The 16525-nt window shown below is 51.1% G+C and carries 17 protein-coding genes, 3 tRNA genes and 1 other RNA gene; 11 read left to right on the top strand and 10 right to left on the bottom strand.

Annotated elements, in window-relative coordinates:
* The first annotated feature begins 37 nt into the window (after positions 1–37).
* From WC1_RS07960 to WC1_RS23900, 4 genes are all read left to right on the top strand, one after another.
* Positions 38–113 (top strand) — tRNA-Val (locus WC1_RS07960).
* A 47-nt stretch (positions 114–160) separates the two neighbouring features.
* Positions 161–236 (top strand) — tRNA-Val (locus WC1_RS07955).
* A gap of 4 nt (positions 237–240) precedes the next feature.
* Positions 241–316 (top strand) — tRNA-Lys (locus WC1_RS07950).
* Positions 317–345: 29 nt separating this feature from the next.
* Positions 346–472, top strand: a non-coding RNA gene (locus tag WC1_RS23900) — RtT sRNA.
* A 137-nt stretch (positions 473–609) separates the two neighbouring features.
* On the opposite strand, the gene WC1_RS07945 is transcribed toward WC1_RS23900, so the two are convergent.
* From WC1_RS07945 to xapA, 4 genes are read right to left on the bottom strand one after another with little or no spacing between them, the layout of a single operon-like run.
* Entirely contained in the window at positions 610–1494 is an 885-nt protein-coding gene (locus tag WC1_RS07945) for a LysR family transcriptional regulator (protein WP_016150728.1), read from the bottom strand.
* Positions 1495–1545: 51 nt separating this feature from the next.
* Positions 1546–1692, bottom strand: a complete 147-nt coding sequence (locus WC1_RS23905; RefSeq protein WP_071599150.1) for a DUF1427 family protein — start codon at positions 1690–1692, stop codon at positions 1546–1548.
* Positions 1693–1749: 57 nt separating this feature from the next.
* Complete coding sequence (locus WC1_RS07940; RefSeq protein ID WP_016150729.1) at positions 1750–3006, bottom strand: nucleoside permease; 1257 nt, start codon at positions 3004–3006, stop codon at positions 1750–1752.
* A 56-nt stretch (positions 3007–3062) separates the two neighbouring features.
* On the bottom strand, positions 3063–3896 hold the full coding sequence (gene xapA / locus WC1_RS07935) for a xanthosine phosphorylase (RefSeq protein WP_003847299.1): 834 nt from the start codon (positions 3894–3896) through the stop codon (positions 3063–3065).
* Positions 3897–4151: 255 nt separating this feature from the next.
* Between xapA and WC1_RS07930 the strand changes: the two genes are divergently transcribed.
* The gene (locus tag WC1_RS07930; protein WP_003847297.1) at positions 4152–4913 is read left to right on the top strand and encodes a nucleoside-specific channel-forming Tsx family protein; all 762 of its coding nucleotides are present in this window, start codon (positions 4152–4154) and stop codon (positions 4911–4913) included.
* Between the two features lie 25 nt (positions 4914–4938).
* Here the strand turns inward: WC1_RS07930 and WC1_RS07925 are convergent, their stop codons facing one another.
* Entirely contained in the window at positions 4939–5865 is a 927-nt protein-coding gene (locus WC1_RS07925; protein WP_016150730.1) for a LysR family transcriptional regulator, read from the bottom strand.
* An 89-nt stretch (positions 5866–5954) separates the two neighbouring features.
* Between WC1_RS07925 and WC1_RS07920 the strand changes: the two genes are divergently transcribed.
* Positions 5955–6953, top strand: a complete 999-nt coding sequence (locus WC1_RS07920) for a bile acid:sodium symporter family protein (RefSeq protein ID WP_003038103.1) — start codon at positions 5955–5957, stop codon at positions 6951–6953.
* Here the strand turns inward: WC1_RS07920 and WC1_RS07915 are convergent.
* From WC1_RS07915 to zipA, 3 genes are all read right to left on the bottom strand, one after another.
* Positions 6950–7168, bottom strand: coding sequence for a DUF3820 family protein (locus tag WC1_RS07915; RefSeq protein ID WP_003038102.1), 219 nt, complete (start codon positions 7166–7168; stop codon positions 6950–6952). The two genes, WC1_RS07920 and WC1_RS07915, sit on opposite strands and share 4 nt — an antisense overlap.
* Position 7169: 1 nt before the next feature.
* Positions 7170–9185, bottom strand: a complete 2016-nt coding sequence (gene ligA / locus WC1_RS07910) for an NAD-dependent DNA ligase LigA (RefSeq protein ID WP_016150731.1) — start codon at positions 9183–9185, stop codon at positions 7170–7172.
* Positions 9186–9256: 71 nt separating this feature from the next.
* Complete coding sequence (zipA, locus tag WC1_RS07905) at positions 9257–10264, bottom strand: cell division protein ZipA (RefSeq protein WP_016150732.1); 1008 nt, start codon at positions 10262–10264, stop codon at positions 9257–9259.
* Positions 10265–10494: 230 nt separating this feature from the next.
* Here zipA and cysZ point away from each other — a divergent pair, with 230 nt between their 5' ends.
* From cysZ to crr, 5 genes are all read left to right on the top strand, one after another.
* Positions 10495–11256: a sulfate transporter CysZ gene (gene cysZ / locus WC1_RS07900; RefSeq protein ID WP_003838567.1), complete on the top strand. Its 762-nt coding sequence runs from the start codon at positions 10495–10497 to the stop codon at positions 11254–11256.
* 163 nt (positions 11257–11419) lie between these two features.
* On the top strand, positions 11420–12391 hold the full coding sequence (gene cysK / locus WC1_RS07895) for a cysteine synthase A (RefSeq protein WP_003038091.1): 972 nt from the start codon (positions 11420–11422) through the stop codon (positions 12389–12391).
* Between the two features lie 383 nt (positions 12392–12774).
* Entirely contained in the window at positions 12775–13032 is a 258-nt protein-coding gene (gene ptsH / locus WC1_RS07890) for a phosphocarrier protein Hpr (protein ID WP_003038086.1), read from the top strand.
* A gap of 45 nt (positions 13033–13077) precedes the next feature.
* Positions 13078–14805, top strand: coding sequence for a phosphoenolpyruvate-protein phosphotransferase PtsI (gene ptsI, locus WC1_RS07885; RefSeq protein WP_016150733.1), 1728 nt, complete (start codon positions 13078–13080; stop codon positions 14803–14805).
* A 40-nt stretch (positions 14806–14845) separates the two neighbouring features.
* Complete coding sequence (gene crr, locus WC1_RS07880) at positions 14846–15355, top strand: PTS glucose transporter subunit IIA (protein WP_000522253.1); 510 nt, start codon at positions 14846–14848, stop codon at positions 15353–15355.
* 61 nt (positions 15356–15416) lie between these two features.
* On the opposite strand, the gene WC1_RS07875 is transcribed toward crr, so the two are convergent.
* Together WC1_RS07875 and pdxK are read right to left on the bottom strand one after the other, a co-directional pair.
* Positions 15417–15656, bottom strand: coding sequence for a hypothetical protein (locus WC1_RS07875; RefSeq protein ID WP_003038077.1), 240 nt, complete (start codon positions 15654–15656; stop codon positions 15417–15419).
* Complete coding sequence (gene pdxK, locus WC1_RS07870) at positions 15653–16519, bottom strand: pyridoxine/pyridoxal/pyridoxamine kinase (protein ID WP_003838557.1); 867 nt, start codon at positions 16517–16519, stop codon at positions 15653–15655. Before pdxK ends, WC1_RS07875 begins: the two co-directional genes overlap by 4 nt.
* Positions 16520–16525 lie beyond the last annotated feature (6 nt).

Below are 16525 nucleotides of genomic sequence, written 5' to 3' on the forward strand. Positions count from 1 at the left end.
TGTAGTCTCCGCCGTGTAGAGTAAGAAATTGAGAAGTGGGTGATTAGCTCAGCTGGGAGAGCACCTCCCTTACAAGGAGGGGGTCGGCGGTTCGATCCCGTCATCACCCACCACTTTCTCGCCAGCTGGATTTCTTACGATAAAATTGAAGTACCGAAGTGGGTGATTAGCTCAGCTGGGAGAGCACCTCCCTTACAAGGAGGGGGTCGGCGGTTCGATCCCGTCATCACCCACCACTTCGGGTCGTTAGCTCAGTTGGTAGAGCAGTTGACTTTTAATCAATTGGTCGCAGGTTCGAATCCTGCACGACCCACCAATGTAAAAAAGCGCCCTAAAGGCGCTTTTTTGCTATCTGCGATTTGTAAGATTCGAACCTGCCGCTGGTTCGGTGTTGAGCGCAGCGAAACAACGGAGCCGGTTACGGCGACGGCCCGAAGGGCGAGCGAAGCGAGTCATCCTGCACGACCCACCAATGTAAAAAGGGCGCTGGCGGCGCCTTTTTGCTATCTGCGATTTATACAACTGCCTGATGCGCTACGCTTATCAGGCCTACCGACAATACTCCCCTCGTAGGCCGGATAAGACGTTAGTCGCCATCCGGCACAGATATCACATCGTCAATGCCGCTACCAGTTTCTCCAGCGCGGGTGTCGCCTGCTGTTGGTCATACACAATATACAAATCCGCCGGAATACGTTCCTCTAATGGCCGGAATATTACGCCAGGCCAGTTCATTTGTGCATAACCATCAGCCATTAACGTAATCCCGATTCCCATACTGATCATTGCCAGTACTGTCTGGGGCTCAACAACCTCACGAATAATCATTGGCGAGAAGCCTGCCTGCTGACATACGCGTTGCAAAAATCCCCAATCGGAATGTACGGATGGAAGCGTGACAAAATATTCGTTGCGCAGCGCCGCCAGCGGAACAGCATCCCTGGAGGCCAGAATGTGATCTTCCGGTACTGCAACCATGAATGAAGATTCATGCAGACGTAAGCTGGTAAAACCAACCGTTGGTTCAATAGCCATACGCCAGATCCCTGCATCAAGCTCCCGACGCTCTAATAACGCCATTTGCATACCTGGCGATTTTTCGCGAAACAGTACTTCAACATTGGGATTTGCTTTCAAAAAATGGTGCATTGCAGGACGCATTCTTCCCCACAGCGCCGTACCAACCACACCCAGTTCAATACGCCCCGCTTCGCCGCGACCAATCTGCTCCACTCTCGCCATAGCCTGATTTGCATTGGCTAACAAACGACGCGACTCCTCCATCAGAATTTTCCCGGCATGAGTTAACGCAACGCTGCGAGAATGGCGAATAAATAACAAGGTACCAAGTTGCTGTTCAAGTTCTTTGATATGAATACTCAGGGGAGGTTGTGACATATTTAACCGGGCAGCAGCCCGGCCAAAATGCAATTCTTCTGCAACAGCGAGAAAATAACGCAATAACTTCAGATCGATTCGGTGAGCTCGTTCCATCACTGTTGCACTCCAGGTATAAGGGATAACGTCTGGAATCTACCACATTGCTTAGTAAAAAATAGATTTAACGACAAGATACCCAATATACATAAACACAATAGATAAAACCCCAGGTAAAACATTTGGTGCAGGAATGGGTATTCGGCATAAAGTAAATAATGCCCCAATGCCTGAGGATAGAATGATTTCTTTCACGTGGAATCCTTGTTTGTGAAATGAACTGGCGAGCATCCCCTCGCCAGTTAAATAATTTTAATGAGCCAATGATTTAGTCGACAATTTTTCTGGATGGTGTTGATATTTAAAGAACAACGCAAAAACAATTGCCAATGCCAAAGCATAAGCGGCAAACACCAGCCAGATAGTTTGCCAATCCTTGACGCCATCGACAGAAAAATAGTCCACCGCCATCCCGCTCAGGATTGAACCAACCCACGCGCCAATGCCATTTACCATCGTCATAAACAACCCTTGGGCGCTGGCGCGAATGCTTGAGTCAACTTCCTGCTCGACAAATACCGATCCGGAGATGTTGAAGAAATCAAACGCGCAGCCGTAAACGATCATCGACATCAGCAGCAGCACAAAGCCAAACGGAGACGGATCGCCAAAGGCAAAAAAGCCAAAGCGCAGCGTCCACGCCAGCATACTCATCAGCATCACTGTTTTAATGCCAAAGCGTTTAAGGAAGAATGGAATAGTGAGGATAAAACCCACTTCCGCCATCTGCGAAACTGACAGCAAAATGGAGGGATATTTCACCACAAAGCTGTTGGCAAACTCAGGGTTACGGGCAAAATCATGCAGAAACGGATTGCCAAAGACGTTGGTGATTTGCAGCACCGCCCCCAGCATCATGGCAAACAAAAAGAAAATTGCCATGCGCGGATTTTTAAACAAAACAAACGCATCCAGCCCCAGTTTACTGGCCAGCGTGGCGGACTCTTTTTTCTCTGCAACCGGAATTTTCGGCAACGTCAGCGCATACAGAGCCAGCAGCAGCGAAGCTCCAGAGGCGATATACAATTGCGCGTTGCTGAGTTCCAGGCCCATCAGACTCACCGTCCACATGGCCACAATAAAACCTATCGTGCCAAAAACACGTACAGGCGGAAATGCCGTCACCGGATCCTGGCCGGCTTTTGCCAGGCAGGAGTAGGAAACACTATTCGATAACGCAATCGTCGGCATATAGGCCATAGCATTAACTAACATCACCCAGAACATGGTATCAGAATCAGTAACCGTGGTGGCATAGAGTAACGCGCCAGCACACACCAGGTGGCACAGCATATAAGCACGTTCGGCACGCAGCCACTTATCGGCGATGATCCCCATAATGCCTGGCATAATAATCGCTGCCAGCCCTTTCGAGCTGTAGACCATACCCACATTCGCGCCGGTAAAATCCAGGGTGTTAATCATGTAAGAACCCAGGGTAACCAGCCAGCTACCCCAGATAAAATATTGCAAAAACGACATGATTTTTAAGCGGGACGTAATACCCATTTTTTATTCCTTGCCGTGAGGTAAGGCTCCCAAAAGGAACCTTTGCTATTGTGTGTTTAGGCCAATTTGCGTAAAAAACCGCAAATCAGATTAATAAAGTTCTGACGGGACAACTCAGCCGCAGCCAGTGTCTGAGCATGGGACAGTTTTACATCTCCTAACCCTTCCGCCAGATTGGTGATCGCAGAGACGGCAACAACTTTGAGACCACAATGACGTGCGGTAATAACTTCCGGCACCACTGACATTCCGACCACATCGCCGCCAATAATCTGCATCATGCGTATTTCTGCCGCAGTTTCGAAGTTCGGCCCCGGATAAGAAACAAATACGCCTTCGGTGAGAGGGAATCCCTCCTCTGCCGCAACGGCCTGAAGAATGGCTCGGTAATCTGCATCGTAAGCATTTGCCAGCGAGAAAAAGCGATCGCCAAAACGCTCATCATTCGCTCCAACCATCGGCGTACCCGGCATAGTGTTAATGTGATCACACAACGTCACCAGACTTCCTGGGCCAACTTCAGGACGTAGTGATCCTGCCGCATTTGTACAGAACAATACTTCACAACCCAGCAATTTCAGCGTGCGAATGGCGTCGGTCATAACCTTCATACCCCGACCTTCATAAAAATGTCCACGCCCTTTCATACAAGCAACAGGAACACCTGCCAGATGACCGAGCACCAGTTCTCCAGCATGGCCGTGAACGGTGCTCACAGGAAAACCGGGAAGTTTTTCATAGGAGATGGCGACCGCATTCTCAATTTGCTCCGCCAGCGCACCTAGTCCAGAACCCAAAATAAACGCAACTCGCGGGGTAAACTCCGGTGCATATGCACGAATAATATCAACACAATACTCAGGATTATGAGAAAAAAGAGCGTGAGACATAAATATCCTTGTTCTATCGGATTAAATTTGACTCCTTTTTATAACGACCTTCGACCTGTGCTGACCAATACACTTTTCAGGTGCTATCAATAGTCATTTGATATCGATGGATTTAGATCGCTTCTGTATTAATAAAGATACAAAACAGTATTGGTAGTTATCTACTCTTTATCATAACAATATGCTGTTTGTATTTTTATAAATCACTTATTTTTAATTAATCTATTAATAACTATTGGCATAGGGAAATATGCTATGAAAAAATTCTTTACTCTGACGCTGTCATCTTTACTCATTATTCCCGCACTATCCCATGCGGAATATAAAAGTGGATTTGCCGATATCGGCCTGCATTATCTCGACTGGACATCAGAGACTACAGAAAAAACCAGTAAAAAATCACATAAAGATGACTTTGGTTATCTGGAGCTTGAAGGCGGAGCGAACTTTAGCTGGGGAGAAATGTACGGCTTCTTCGATTGGGAGAATTTCTACAATGGTCGTCACGCTAAACCCGGCAGCGAACAGCGTTACACTTTCAAAAATACCAACCGTATATATCTTGGTGATACGGGGTTAAATCTCTATCTGCATGCTTACGGAACTTATGGTTCGCCGAATCGTGCTAACTTCCATGATGATATGTTTCTCTATGGGTTAGGTTATAATTTCACAGGCAATGGTTATTGGTTTAAGCCCTTCTTTGCCAAACGTTATACCGATCAGACATATTATACTGGGGATAATGGTTATGTAATGGGCTGGGTGGCCGGATATAGCTTCTCGCTTGGCAGCGAGAAATTCAGCGTAACGAACTGGAATGAATACGAATTTGACCGCAATGAAACCTACGCGGCAGGTAATGGCGGTAAGGACGGAATCAACGGCGCAGTCGCTTTCTGGTGGAACGCGACGCCACATCTTACCGCAGGTATTCAGTATCGTTACGCAGATAATAAACTGGGAGAATCATTCCTGCAGGACGGTATTATTTATTCTCTTAAATACTTGTTCTAACACATTAGCCCAGTCGGGCAGATATTTAAATCTGATACAACGGATCACGGGCACGACCAGCGGTTAATTCACTGGCCTGCATACGCACCACGTCCCACAGCGCCTGAGCCGCGGTTGATAAAGAGCGGTTTTTACGTCGAGCCAGCATCAGTTGCCGTTCAACTACCGGCGTCAGGCGCTTAACCTGCAAGTGACTGCCCTGCGGTAAGGGGAGCGCCAGCGCGGGCAGCACACTGATGCCAATCCCCGCCTCCACCATCGGGAACAGCGTGGCGGGATGACCAATCTCCTGAACGATGTTGGCATCAATGGAAAAATGGGCCAACGCCGCATCGATCAGCGGTCGACTACCGGAAGCGTAATCCTGTAACACCAAACGTTCGTTATACAAATCCTGCCAGTTCACCCACTCACGTTGGGCTAACGGATGATCCTCGCGACACAGCAGCAGGAACGGTTCGGACAGTACGGCTTCACACTGCAGGTCGGTCACAGCACCAGGATCTATCACAATGCCAAAATCCACCTCTCCCTGGCGAATACTTTCCAGCACCCACTGCTGGGGCCTGTCGTGCAGCACAAAATCGATCGCAGGATAAAGCTCATTACTCTGGGCAATACACTGTGGAATAAGGTGAGCAGAGATTGTCTGGCTGGCGGCAACACGCACCGTTCCGGTTAACTGTGTCCCCACCTGGCCTGCTTCACGCAGCGTGCTGTGCAGTTCATCCAGAATACGTTCCAGCCGCGTCGCCAACTGGTGCCCCGCTTCCGTCAGAACCACTTCCCGCGTTGTTCTATCTAACAACCGCACCCCCGTCTGAGCTTCAAGCTCTTTAACGCTGTGGCTGACCGCAGACTGGCTTAAGCCAATAATATCCCCCGCCCGGCTAAAGCTTTTGGCCTGAGCGACGGTAACAAAGATACGGAGCTGACGCAGAGAGTAATTCATCTATTCGATTCATATATGGATGCAATAAATCAATTTTATTTCTCAAATGGAAAAACGCAAAATGTTGCTACTGAATTTCAGGAGCTTTTATGAAACTTTTTCGTATCCTTGATCCGTTCACGATTACGTTGATTACGGTCGTATTACTGGCGTCCTTTTTCCCAGCCGAAGGTGGCTTTGTGCCTTTCTTTGAAGGCTTAACCACCGCCGCCATTGCCCTGCTGTTTTTTATGCACGGGGCCAAGCTCTCTCGTGAGGCAATTATTGCCGGCGGTAGTCACTGGCGTTTGCATCTGTGGGTGATGTGCAGCACGTTTGTTGTTTTCCCGGTGCTGGGCGTTCTGTTCGCCTGGTGGGCGCCGGTTAATGTTGACCCGATGCTGTACACCGGTTTCCTGTACCTGTGTATTTTGCCGGCCACGGTGCAGTCGGCAATCGCCTTTACGTCGCTGGCGGGGGGGAACGTTGCCGCCGCCGTGTGTTCCGCTTCGGCCTCCAGCCTGCTGGGTATTTTTCTCTCGCCGTTGCTGGTTGGCCTGGTCATGAATATGCATGGCGCAGAAGGCAGCCTGGAGCAGGTGGGGAAAATCATGCTGCAGCTGCTGCTGCCGTTCGTACTGGGACATCTTTCGCGTCCGTGGATTGGTAACTGGGTGTCCCGACATAAAAAATGGATTGCAAAAACGGATCAATCATCCATTTTACTGGTGGTTTACTCCGCCTTCAGTGAAGCCGTGGTTAACGGGATCTGGCACAAAGTGGGGATTGGCTCACTGCTGTTTATCGTGGTGGTCAGCATCGTATTGCTGGCAATCGTGATTGGCATCAACGTCTTTGTTGCGCGTAAATGCGGCTTCAACAAGGCCGATGAGATCACCATTGTCTTTTGCGGATCGAAAAAGAGCCTGGCGAATGGGATCCCAATGGCAAATATTCTGTTCCCGACGTCAGTGATAGGAATGATGGTGCTGCCGCTGATGATCTTCCATCAAATTCAGTTGATGGTTTGTGCGGTGCTGGCACGTCGCTACAAGCAACAGACGGACGCATTACAGGCGCAGCAGAAAAGCCGCGCCGCAAAGGCTTAAAGTGGGCGTTTCAGGGGCTGCACCAGTTGCGTCAGCCCTTCAGTTTTAATCAGCAGCGTGATTTGCATCAGTTCGCCGAGCTTGCCCGGCGGGAATTCATCCTTACGGGCAAACCACAGCAGATACTCTTCCGGTACATCAATCAGCCGACGCCCTTTATATTTGCCAAAGGGCATCACGGTATTGGCGATTTCAACCAGCTGCTCTTTTTCCATCTCAGGCACCCAGTAAGCGGATCATTTCAGCTTCGTCGATAACGGCAATGCCCAACTCCTGCGCTTTTGCCAGTTTAGAGCCCGCCGCTTCCCCCGCAATCACTAGATCGGTTTTCTTCGACACGCTACCGGCCACTTTTGCCCCCAGCTCGGTCAGTCGTGCTTTGGCATCATCGCGTGACATCAGGCTCAGGCTCCCGGTCAGCACCACCGTCTTACCCGCAAAGGGGCTGTCGATTTCTTCAGCGTTGATAACCACCGGCGCTGGCCAGTGAATCCCCTGCTCCAAAAGCTGGACGATCACCTCGCGGTTACTCTCTTCGGCAAAGAAATTAAACACGTGGGTCGCCACCACGATGCCGACATCCGGCACTTTTTGCAGCTCTTCAACAGAGGCGGCTTCCAGCGCGTCGAGCGTGCCGAAATATGCCGCCAGACCTGCAGCCGTCGCTTCGCCGACTTCACGAATACCCAGCGCATAGAGGAAACGGGCAAACGTGGTCTCTTTCGCTTTTTCCAGCGCATTCACTACGTTTTGCGCCGACTTCGGCCCCATGCGATCAAGACCGGTCAGCTTACCTGCGGTCAGCGCGAAGAGATCCGCTGGCGTGTGGACATACTCTTTCTCGACCAGTTGATCGATAATTTTGTCGCCCATGCCGTCGACGTCCAGCGCACGGCGGGAAACGAAGTGTTTCAATGATTCCTTCCGCTGTGCCCCGCAGATTAAACCTCCGGTACAGCGAGCAACCGCTTCGCCTTCCACACGCTCAACGTCAGAGTTGCATACCGGACAGTGGGTGGGAAACTCGATTTCGCGGGTATCGTCCGGACGCTCGGAAAGCACGACGTTCACTACCTGCGGGATGACATCGCCCGCACGGCGAATGACGACTTTATCGCCAATACGCAAACCAAGACGCTCAATTTCATCCGCATTGTGCAAGGTGGCGTTACTGACCAACACCCCGGCAACCTGAACTGGCTCAAGGCGGGCGACAGGCGTAATCGCCCCTGTACGTCCAACCTGAAACTCAACATCGCGGACAAAGGTCATCTGCTCCTGTGCCGGGAACTTAAAGGCCACCGCCCAACGCGGCGCGCGGGCAACAAAACCCAGTTGCTCCTGCAAGGCCATGGAGTTGACTTTGATCACCACACCATCGATATCGAAGCCCAGCGTCGGTCGGTCTTCTTCAACCTTATGATAGTAAGCAAGTACTTCCTCCGGAGAGTCGCAAAGCGCCACTCTGTCGCTCACCGGCAATCCCCACTCTTTAAATTGCAGCAGACGGCCCAGATGGGTATCGGGCAACACACCACCTTCCAGCACACCAACGCCATAGCAGAAGAAAGTAAGCGGTCGCTTCGCTGTGATACGCGGATCGAGCTGGCGTAATGACCCAGCCGCCGCATTTCGCGGGTTAGCAAACACTTTGTTGCCAGTACGGCGGGCCTCTTCGTTGATTTTTTCAAACCCGGCCTGCGGGAGGAACACCTCGCCGCGCACTTCCAGACGCGTCGGAATGTTATCGCCGCGCAGTTTTAACGGGATCGCACGAATGGTGCGCACGTTCGAGGTAATGTCTTCCCCGGTGGTGCCATCGCCGCGCGTTGCGGCGCTAACCAGCACGCCGTTTTCATAGAGAATACTCACCGCCAGCCCGTCAAGCTTCAGCTCACAGCACCAGGTTAGTTTGTCCGTACTCTTCAGTCGGTCCTGTACGCGCTTGTTAAAGGCGAGAAAACTCTCTTCATCAAACACGTTATCCAGCGACAGCATCGGCACTTCATGGCGAATCTGACTGAACGCCGTTAACGGGGCGGCGCCAACGCGTTGGGTTGGCGAGTCAGGGGTAATAAGGTCCGGATGCTGCGCTTCCAGCTCGCGGAGTTCGCGCAGCAGACGATCGTATTCCGCATCGGGAATTTCCGGCGCGTCCATCACATGGTAGAGATACTCATGATGGCGAAGCGTGGTTCGCAGTTCTGTCAGTTGTTGTTCGATTGATTCCATATCGCACCATCAATGATAAAAAACCCCCGACAGGCGGGGGTTTAGCAAGGAGATGTCACGCCAAAGGAGAATCAGGCGCGAGATTCTTTAACTTCGCGGATGCGGTCCTGATACTCGCGCAGTTTCTGCGGCGTCATCATGCGACGTTGATCGTCAAGCACCACACCACCCACTTCATCGGCGATGTGCTGTGCGGACTGCAGCATCAGCTTAAAGTTTTGCAGCTCGTCCCCATAGGACGGAACCTGCATAAAAATAGTTACGCCAGGGGTGCTGAAATCACCCGTCATTTCGGGGTCAAACGTTCCTGGGTTAACCATATTGGCAAGGCTGAACAGCGACGGACCGCTGCCATCCGGGCTCAAATGACGATGGAAAATATTCATATCGCCAAATTTAAAACCGGCTTGCTGAATGCTATTGAGCAGCACTTCACCGTTGAGCTCGCTACCGTGATGCGCCGCAACGTTCATAATAATGACCGCTTCTTTACGCTGAGGTTTTTCAGCAACAGGCGCTTCTTCAACTACCGGCTCAGGCTGCGGTTGATGTTCAACGGCAGGCTCTGCGGGCTGGAAAGTCTGCGGCGCAGGTTGCGGTGCTTGCTGCACGGGCTGCTGAACCTGCGGAGCAACGGGCTGATGCTGCATCGGCTGCTGTACAGGTTGTTGCTGAACAGGCTGATGTTGCACCGGCCGCTGCGGTTGTACAGGCTGCGGCTGAGCATGCGGCGGCGGTACCGGCGCTTGTGCAGGCTGCTGCGCGGGTTGACGCGGCTGAGCCGACGCATAAGGCGGCTGGTACTGGTGTTGCGGCGACTGAGGAGGAACACCATGTTCCTGCGCGTTACCGGGAGCATGATTCACACGATGAACGCGAACTTCGCCCACGCCTTCGTCTTCCTCGACGTTGTCGTCGAACGAATCCTCGTCTTCACGTTTAGACTTCATGCGTTTCAGTGGGCGATCGCGGAATATAGAAGACCGCTCTTTACGGCTAGTCCAAAAACCATGTACCAGTAAAGCGATTATGGCGATCGCGCCAACAATGATTAATATCAGACGCAAATCCTGCATCATTATATTCTCTGTTGTTCTAACACCTTGCCACCACGGCAAACATTTACTCACTAAGAGTATTTGTCGATTACGCCAAGTGCAAGTGCACTCTTGGCTTTCACGGCATAAAGATGAACAAAATTGTGCTTTTTGCTGTTTTTTCGAACATTTCTGAACAGCTTAACGCTCAACAACCCGGTAAGATACGCAAAGTTTACCAGAGCTTATATAACAAGGAGTATGTCCTGACCATGGTTTCATCATCTGCAGTCGTACCTCGCAGCGGCCTTTATTACTTTTCACAGGGATGGAAGCTCATCACCCAACCGGGCATTCGTCGCTTTGTCATCCTGCCTTTGCTGGTGAATATCCTGCTGATGGGCGGCGCATTCTGGTGGCTATTCACACAACTCGATAGCTGGATCCCCGCGCTGATGAGTCACGTCCCTGACTGGCTTCAGTGGCTTAGCTACTTGCTGTGGCCGATTGTCACTATCTCCGTACTACTGGTGTTCGGCTACCTCTTTTCCACCATAGCCAACTGGATTGCCGCGCCGTTTAACGGTCTGCTGGCTGAACAACTGGAAGCGCGCTTAACGGGCGCAACACCGCCTGACACCGGTGTTCTCGGCATCATGAAAGATGTTCCCCGTATTATGAAACGTGAATGGCAAAAGCTGGCGTGGTATCTCCCGCGCGCCATCGTGTTGCTGATCCTCTATTTCATTCCGGGTATTGGGCAGACCGTCGCCCCGGTGCTGTGGTTCCTGTTCAGCGCATGGATGCTGGCCATTCAGTACTGCGATTATCCGTTTGATAACCATAAGGTGCCTTTTAAGGAGATGCGCGTCGCGCTGCGTACACGCAAGGTCACCAATATGCAGTTCGGCGCGCTGACCAGCCTGTTCACCATGATTCCGGTGCTCAATCTGTTCATCATGCCGGTCGCGGTTTGTGGTGCCACGGCGATGTGGGTAGACTGCTATCGTGCTAAGCACGCGTTATGGAAGTAATGCAAAAATGTGTAAAAGCGGGCTGGCTTATGCCCGCTCTTATTCCATACTGCAAGGCATTATTTCCCATCAGCATATAGATATGCGATTTCCTTACTTCCCCATACTTTCTCAACAGGTATGCTGAAGCGGTATCCCAATTTCATACAGTTAAGGACAGGCCATGAGTAAGATTTTTGAAGACAACTCGCTGACTATCGGTCATACGCCGCTGGTTCGACTGAACCGTATCGGTAACGGACGCATTCTGGCGAAGGTGGAATCTCGTAACCCGAGCTTTAGCGTCAAATGCCGTATCGGTGCCAATATGATTTGGGATGCCGAAAAACGTGGTGTACTTAAACCGGGTGTTGAGCTGGTAGAACCGACCAGCGGCAACACGGGGATTGCGCTAGCCTACGTTGCCGCAGCCCGCGGTTACAAACTGACTCTGACCATGCCGGAAACGATGAGCATTGAGCGCCGCAAACTGTTGAAAGCTCTGGGTGCGAATCTGGTGCTGACCGAAGGCGCAAAAGGGATGAAGGGTGCAATCCAGAAAGCGGAAGAAATTGTCGCCAGCGATCCGGAGAAGTTCCTGCTGCTGCAGCAGTTCAGCAACCCGGCGAACCCGGAAATTCACGAAAAAACCACCGGCCCGGAAATCTGGGAAGATACCGATGGCCAGGTTGATGTCTTTATTTCCGGCGTCGGTACCGGCGGTACATTGACTGGTGTGACCCGTTACATCAAAGGCACTAAAGGTAAAACCGATCTGATCACCGTCGCGGTTGAACCTACCGACTCCCCGGTTATCGCCCAGGCGCTGGCGGGTGAAGAACTTAAACCGGGCCCACATAAAATTCAGGGGATTGGCGCGGGTTTCATTCCAGGCAACCTTGATCTGAAACTTATCGATAAAGTCGTCGCCATCACCAATGATGAAGCAATCTCTACTGCGCGTCGCCTGATGGAAGAAGAAGGTATTCTGGCGGGCATTTCTTCCGGCGCTGCTGTTGCTGCCGCGCTTAAGCTGCAGGAAGATGAAACCTTTACCAATAAGAATATAGTGGTTATTCTACCGTCATCGGGTGAGCGTTATCTGAGCACTGCACTGTTTGCCGATCTCTTCACAGAGAAAGAACTGCAACAGTAATGCCAGCATGTTAAAAACGCGTAAAAAAGCACCCATTTGGGTGCTTTTTTGTGGCCTGCTTCAAAGTTTCAACTCGCCTGGCATTGATTCAACCCACCAGAACTGGTATTTAACCAAGCTAATTATTTTGATGCGCGAAATTAATCGTTACAGGAAAAGCGCTAGCTGAATCGATTTTATGATTTGGTTCAACTCTTCCTTTCGCGGCATAATGTTTAATGACGAACGAAACGTCAGCGGCAAGAAGTTGCCAGCAACGGATTGCACCGAACTCCTTTTGTGTCGCGTCCAGTTTACGCCGATGCTAACAATACAGGCTAAAGTTGAACCGCCAGGCTAGACTTTAGTTCCACAACACTAAACCTATAAGTTGGGGAAATATAATGTTCCAGCAAGAAGTTACCATTACCGCTCCGAACGGTCTGCATACTCGCCCTGCTGCTCAGTTTGTTAAAGAAGCAAAAGGCTTTACTTCTGATATTACTGTGACTTCCAACGGCAAAAGCGCTAGCGCCAAAAGCCTGTTTAAACTGCAGACTCTGGGCCTGACTCAGGGTACCGTTGTTACCCTGTCCGCAGAAGGTGAAGACGAGCAGAAAGCAGTTGAGCATCTGGTTAAACTGATGGCTGAACTCGAGTAAGTTCAACGAGTTCTTTTAAATATCAGTCACAAGTAAGGTAGGGTTATGATTTCAGGCATTTTAGCATCCCCGGGTATCGCTTTCGGTAAAGCATTGCTACTGAAAGAAGACGAAATCGTCATTGACCGGAAAAAAATTTCTGCCGACAAGGTTGATCAGGAAGTTGAACGTTTTCTGAGCGGTCGTGCCAAGGCATCTGCGCAACTGGAAGCGATCAAAACCAAAGCTGGTGAAACGTTCGGTGAAGAAAAAGAAGCCATCTTTGAAGGGCATATCATGCTGCTCGAAGATGAGGAGCTGGAGCAGGAAATCATAGCCCTGATTAAAGATAAGCACATGACGGCTGATGCAGCCGCGCATGAAGTTATCGAAGGTCAGGCCACAGCCCTGGAAGAGCTGGATGATGAATACCTGAAAGAACGTGCGGCTGACGTACGTGACATCGGTAAACGCCTGCTGCGTAACATCCTGGGTCTGGCAATTATCGACCTGAGCGCTATTCAGGAAGAAGTTATCCTGGTAGCCGCAGACCTGACCCCGTCAGAAACCGCACAGCTGAACCTGAACAAGGTGCTGGGTTTCATTACTGACGCGGGCGGACGTACCTCCCATACCTCTATCATGGCGCGTTCTCTGGAACTGCCTGCCATCGTCGGTACGGGTAGCGTCACCTCTCAGGTTAAAAACGACGACTATCTGATTCTGGATGCCGTAAACAATCAGGTTTACGTCAATCCGACCAACGACGTTATCGAGCAACTGCGTGCCGTTCAGGAGCTGGTTGCAACCGAGAAGGCGGAACTCGCTAAGCTGAAAGATCTGCCGGCTATCACGCTGGACGGACATCAGGTTGAAGTTTGCGCCAATATCGGTACCGTTCGTGACGTTGAAGGCGCTGAACGTAACGGCGCTGAAGGTGTGGGTCTGTACCGCACCGAATTCCTGTTCATGGACCGTGAATCGCTGCCAACTGAAGAAGAACAGTTTGCTGCGTATAAAGCCGTTGCTGAAGCCTGTGGCTCTCAGGCGGTCATCGTTCGCACCATGGACATCGGCGGCGATAAAGAACTGCCGTACATGAATTTTCCGAAAGAAGAGAACCCGTTCCTGGGCTGGCGTGCCGTGCGTATCGCCATGGATCGTAAAGAGATCCTGCGTGACCAGGTTCGCGCGATTCTGCGCGCCTCTGCTTTCGGTAAACTGCGCATCATGTTCCCAATGATCATCTCTGTTGAAGAAGTGCGTGCACTGCGCAAAGAGATCGAAATCTACAAACAGGAACTGCGCGACGAAGGTAAAGCATTTGACGAGAGCATTGAGATTGGCGTGATGGTGGAAACACCGGCTGCAGCAACAATTGCGCGTCATTTAGCCAAAGAAGTTGATTTCTTTAGTATCGGCACCAATGATTTAACGCAGTACACCCTGGCAGTTGACCGTGGTAATGATATGATTTCACACCTTTACCAACCGATGTCGCCATCTGTGCTGACGCTGATCAAGCAAGTTATTGATGCTTCTCATGCTGAAGGCAAATGGACTGGCATGTGTGGTGAGCTTGCAGGCGACGAACGTGCTACACTTCTGTTGCTGGGGATGGGTCTGGACGAATTCTCTATGAGCGCCATTTCTATCCCGCGCATTAAGAAGATTATCCGTAACACGAACTTCGAAGATGCGAAGGTGTTAGCAGAGCAGGCTCTTGCTCAACCGACAACGGACGAGTTAATGACGCTGGTTAACAAGTTCATTGAAGAAAAAACAATCTGCTAATCCACGAGATGCGGCCCAATTTACTGCTTAGGAGAAGATCATGGGTTTGTTCGATAAACTGAAATCTCTGGTTTCTGATGATAAGAAAGACACCGGAACTATTGAGATTGTTGCTCCGCTCTCTGGCGAGATCGTCAACATCGAAGACGTGCCGGATGTAGTTTTTGCTGAAAAAATCGTTGGTGATGGCATCGCTATCAAACCAACCGGTAACAAAATGGTTGCTCCTGTTGACGGCACCATCGGCAAAATCTTTGAAACCAACCACGCTTTCTCTATCGAATCCGACAGCGGCATTGAGCTGTTTGTTCACTTCGGTATTGATACCGTTGAACTGAAAGGCGAAGGCTTCAAACGCATCGCTGAAGAAGGTCAGCGCGTGAAAGTGGGCGACCCGGTTATTGAATTCGATCTGCCGCTGCTGGAAGAAAAAGCCAAGTCTACCCTGACTCCGGTTGTTATCTCCAACATGGACGAAATCAAAGAACTGATCAAACTGTCCGGTAGCGTGACCGTGGGTGAAACCCCGGTTATCCGCATCAAGAAGTAATTCTTGCCGCAGAGAAAAATGGCGCCGATTGGCGCCATTTTTTTATACACTTCATCCGCCATTAAATGTGTGCAGTCACCGGGCGATAACACGCCTCGCGCATCAGGATTTTCATGCCCTCCGGCCCGCTCTCCAGCATCCGTCGTTCCGAATCCGCCACTAACAACTCACAGTCGTAACCACCCGCAATGCCGAACATAGCCCGCGCCACGCAGATATCTTCCAGTGCCGCTGTCCCGCAGGTATCAAAGTGTCCAACCATACGCCCATTCTGGCGAACTACCAGCCGGTAACTCTTCATCGCGCCTCCCCTGCCGGTGGCAGAATTAATTCATCACAACCGCACTGGTGCGTCCACGTCATCACGTCCAGCACCCGCTGTGCAGCATCGTGCGTCGCGGTCGTCAGCGCTTTCCCCATCACAAGGCCGCTCACCAGCTCGGCACAGAACAGATCGCCAGTCCCCTTCAGATCCGTTTTCACTCGCGGATGAGCTAACACCTCAACCGTTTCAGCCGTCACCACCGCAACATGAATAATCTCTTCCGTATCCCCCGGCGCACTGGTGATCACCACCCATTTGAGGGTGTCGGTGAGCAGTGATTGTGCCGCCGTAATGGCTTCATCAAGCGTACGACACGGCTTTCCGCTCAGCATTTGCAGCTCAAACACATTTGGAGTCAGCCCCTGAGCCAGCGGCAGCAGGTGCTGACGATAAGCCTCCGGAATTTCGGCTTTAACATACATACCGCTATCCGTATCGCCAATCACGGGGTCGACCAAAATGCACAGGTCCGGATGCGTGGTCAGAACGGTTTTCAGCCACTGTGCCAGCAAGGCGATTTGTTCCGCGCTGCCCATGTAACCTGTAGTCACCGCCTTTAGCTCGCGCAAGGCATCACGCTCGTTTAAGGCGCGGAGATAACCGCTAAACCAGTCTGCTGGAATAACGCCGCCGTAGAAGGTTTCATAATGCGGGGTATTACTGAACAGCACCGTAGGTACTGCCGTCACGCGTAATCCCTGCGCTTTAATGGCCGGGACGGCGATGCTGTTACCTACGCTGCCATAAACCACCTGTGACTGAACGGCGACGATATCGGTCTGTAACGCCCGATGCGTGTCGTCGAAGAGCACTGACTGGATATCACTCTCCTGCTCCATAAATTT

This window comes from Citrobacter sp. KTE30 (assembly GCF_000398825.1).
GTDB lineage: Bacteria > Pseudomonadota > Gammaproteobacteria > Enterobacterales > Enterobacteriaceae > Citrobacter > Citrobacter freundii.